Below are 3,960 nucleotides of genomic sequence, written 5' to 3'. Positions count from 1 at the left end.
GGCACCTCGCGGCCGTGGCGTTCGGCGGCGGCGCGGGCGAAGTGCTCGAACAGCAGCGGAATGTCCTCGCGGCGCTCGCGCAGCGGCGGAATCTGCAGGGTGGCGACGTTCAGACGGTACAGCAGGTCCTCACGAAAGCGCCCGGCCTTCACCTCGCCCTGCAGATCCGGCTTGGCCGCGCTGATCACCCGCAGGTCGACCTGGATGCTCTTGTTCGAGCCCAGGCGTTCCAGGGTCTTCTCCTGCAGCACGCGCAGCAGCTTGACCTGCTGCGCCAGCGGCAGACTCTCCACCTCGTCGAGGAACAGGGTGCCGCCGTCGGCGTGCTCGATGCGGCCGATGCGCTTGGCCTGGGCGCCGGTGAAGGCGCCGCTCTCGTGGCCGAACAGCTCGCTCTCGAAGATGGTCTCGGGAATCGCCGCGCAGTTCAGCGCGGCGAAGGCCTTGCCGGCGCGCGGGCTGAAGTCGTGCAGACAGCGCGCCACGCGCTCCTTGCCGCTGCCGGTCTCGCCGCGGATCAGCACGTTGACCGAGGTGCCGGCCAGCTCGAGGATCTGCCGGCGCAGGTTCTCCATCGGCCGCGAGATGCCGATCAGCTGGCTCTCGATACGGCCCTTGTCGGCCACCTGCTGGCGCAGCTGGCGGTTCTCGCAGACCAGGCGGCGCTTGTCGAGGGCGCGGCGCACGCTGTCGAGCAGGCGCTCGGGGGTGAAGGGTTTCTCGATGAAGTCGTAGGCGCCCTGGCGCAGCGCCTGCACCGCCATGGGCACATCGCCATGGCCGGTGACCAGGATCACCGGCAGGTCGGCGTCCAGCGCCAGCAGCTTGTCGAGCAGCTGCAGGCCATCGCTGCCGGGCATGCGTACATCGCTGACGACTATGCCGGGGTAGTCGCGATCGACCAGGGCCAGGGCCTCGGCCGCGCTGGCGCAGCTGCGCACGGTGAAACCGGACAGCTCCAGCCACTGCTGCACTGCCTCGCGAATCGCCGCCTCGTCGTCGACCACTATCACCTGAGCGCTCATGCCACCTCCTCTCGAAAACGGCGGGCAGTGTAGCCCACAAGATTCAACGCGGTCCGTAGGGTGGATGACGCTGTTTTCATCCACCATGGTTGCCATGGCCTGGTGGATGGGTGAAGCGCCATCCACCCTACGCACCACCAATTCCCCGGATTGCAGCCGGGCTACGGAGCGTGCACGGGCCGTGGGCGGGGCTTTAACCGCGAAACATCGGCGCTGCTGTCGCGGCTGCGACTGCATGGATGCAGGAGGTAGGGCGAAGCAGGATGCCCGAGCCGAAAGCCCCTGCCACAGGGTCACGGTGCCGCCGGCAAGCTCAGGGTGAACCGCGCACCGCGCTCGCCGTTGTGCGCCTGCAGGCTGCCGCCCAGCTCGCGGACGATGCCGTAGGACACCGCCAGGCCGAGGCCCAGGCCCTGGCCCACCGGCTTGGTGGTGAAGAACGGCTCGAACACCCGGCCCAGGGTTTCCTCGGCGATGCCGCCGCCGCTGTCCTCGACGCTCAGCAGGCAGGCGTCGCCGTCGCGGGCGATACGCACCTCGAGAATGCGCGCCTCGCTGTCGGCCATGGCGTCGAGGGCGTTGTGCAGCAGGTTGAGCAGCACCTGCTCGAGGCGGATGGCGTCGCCGAGCACCTCGGCCTCGTCGTCCACCCGCGTGCGCAGTTCCACCTGCTCGCTGCGCATGCGCGGCGCCAGCAGCTGCAGCGCCTGTTCCAGCACGTCGCCCAGGCACAGGCGCTCGCTGAGGCCGGCCGGGGTCTTGCGGGCGAAGGTCTTCAGGTGACCGGTGAGCGCGGCCATGCGCTGCAGCAGGCCGTCGATGCGCTGCAGGCCCTCGCGCACCGCTTCCGGCCGGCCGCTGTCGAGCAGCAGGCGCAGGCTGCCGAGCTGCATCTGCAGGGCGGTCAGCGGCTGGTTGATCTCATGCGCCAGGGCCGCCGACATCTGCCCCAGGGCGGCCATCTTGGCGGCGTGCACCAGGCCGTCCTGGGCCTGGCGCAGCTCGGCGGTGCGCAGCTCCACCTCGCGCTCCAGGCGCTCGCGGATGCCGGCCTGCAGGCGCTGGTTCTTGCGCCGCTGGGCGAGGAACAGCAGCAGGAAGGCCAGGGTCATCCACACCCCGGCGGCGGCCAGGCGGTAGCTGCGCACGCTGTCGGCCAGGCCGGACGGCTCGCCGAGCAGGTGCAGGGTCCAGCCCTCCTCGGGCATGGCCAGGCGCTGCCAGAGGTAGTCGCGGCTGCCGTCCGGGCCGTCCACCCGCACCCACTGGGCATCCTCGTCGATGCGCCGGTGGACCTCCTGGGCCAGCGGCTGCAGCGCCTGTTCGGCGTACTTGCGCACCTCCACCAGCTCGGCCCGCGCCTGCTCGTCGAGCGCCTGCAGGGCGCGGAAACGCCAGGCCGGCTTGTTGCTGAGGATCACCACCTGGTAGCTGTCGGCCACCAGCAGCACGCCGGGCTGGCCGACCCATTCGCGCTGCAGCTCCTCCAGCTCCAGCTTGACCACCAGCACGCCGAGCAGGCTGCCGTCGTCGTCGCGCACCACATGGGAGAGGAAGTAGCCGGGGATGCCGGTGGTCACGCCCACCGCGAAGTAGCGCGCGCCTTCGTCGCGCAGGGCGTCCTGGAAGTAGGGGCGGAAGGCGTAGTTGTTGCCGACGAAGCTGCTCCAGTCGCGCCAGTTGCTCGCCACCAGGGTCTCGCCGCGGGCATCGAGCAGGTACAGCACGGTGGAGCCGGCGGCGGCGTTGAGCCGTTCCAGGCGCTGGTTGAGGGCATGGCGCAGCTGGCGATCCTGCGGCGCGCGCAGCAGGCTCTTGATGTCGCTGTCCAGCGCCAGCACCTCGGGCACCGAGCTGAAGCGCTCGACCAGGGTGCGGATCGACTGGGCGTAGAGCTGCAGCTGGCCGCGCGCCTCGACGCTGCGCTCGGCCCAGGCGCGCTGCTCGGCATGGCGCCCGCCCAGCCAGACGCTGAGCAGCAGGCCGGCGAGAATGGCCAGAACGGTGAAGGCGACGCGGTAGCGGTGCTGCTGCGGCATGGGCGGCTCGGAGGGCGGAGTCGAGCCGCATCTTACTCCAGCAGCTGCTCAGCGATAGAGGTCGGCGCGGGTCCAGGGCAGGTCGTGACTGCCGTCCTCGCGCGGCTTCACCGCGAGTATCTGGTGCAGGTTCATCCAGCCATGCTGGAAGCCGTAGGCGCAGCCGGCCAGGTACAGCCGCCAGATGCGCAGGGCCTTTTCCGGCACCAGCGCCGCCGCCTGCTGCAGACGCTGCTCCAGGCCCTGGCTCCACAGCTGCAGGGTGCGCGCGTAGTGCAGGCGCAGGCTCTCGACGTCGACGATTTCCAGGCCGGCCTCGCTGATCGCGGTGCCGATGGTGACCAGGTGCGGCAGCTCGCCCTGGGGAAACACGTAGCGGTCGATGAACTCGCCGGCGCCGCGCCCCACCGGGCGGCCGTCGGTGAAGCGCGAGGTGATGCCGTGGTTCAGCACCAGGCCGCCGGTCTTCACCGCAGCGAACAGGCGCTGGCAGTACAGCGCCAGGTTGGTGTGGCCGACGTGCTCGAACATGCCGACGCTGACCACCTTGTCGAAGCGGCCGTCCTGCGGCAGGTCGCGGTAGTCCAGCAGCTGCAGCTCGACCCTGTCGCCCAGGCCCTCCTCGGCCACGCGCTGGCGGCCCAGCTCCAGCTGCGCCTGGCTGAGGGTGATGCCGAACACCTCGGCGCCGAACTCGCGCGCGGCGAAGCGGGCCAGGCCGCCCCAGCCGCAGCCGACGTCGAGCAGCTTGTCACCGGCCTGCAGGCGCAGCTTGCGGCACAGATGGCGCAGCTTGGCCTGCTGGGCCTGGTCGAGGTCTTCCTCGCCGGTCTCGAAATAGGCGCAGGAATAGACCATGTCGCGGTCCAGCCACAGCCGGTAGAAGTCGTTGGACA

At 70.4% G+C, this 3,960-nt stretch carries 3 protein-coding genes; all 3 read right to left on the bottom strand.

Annotation, left to right across the window (positions count from 1 at the left end):
• Nucleotides 1–1,025: sigma-54 dependent transcriptional regulator (locus N878_RS14505; RefSeq protein WP_021444350.1), on the bottom strand; the 1,025-nt coding region annotated here is incomplete at its 3' end.
• A gap of 293 nt (nt 1,026–1,318) precedes the next feature.
• Nucleotides 1,319–3,064, bottom strand: coding sequence for an ATP-binding protein (locus N878_RS14500; protein WP_021444349.1), 1,746 nt, complete (start codon nt 3,062–3,064; stop codon nt 1,319–1,321).
• Nucleotides 3,065–3,112: 48 nt separating this feature from the next.
• Nucleotides 3,113–3,960, bottom strand: an 848-nt coding sequence (locus N878_RS14495) for a class I SAM-dependent methyltransferase (protein WP_021444348.1), incomplete at its 5' end; no start/stop codon positions are given.

It is taken from the genome of Pseudomonas sp. EGD-AK9 (assembly GCF_000465935.2).
In the GTDB taxonomy this organism is placed as follows: Bacteria; Pseudomonadota; Gammaproteobacteria; order Pseudomonadales; family Pseudomonadaceae; genus Aquipseudomonas.
The sequence above is the reverse complement of the archived record's forward strand: the minus strand, read 5'-3'. Positions and strand labels throughout refer to the sequence as shown.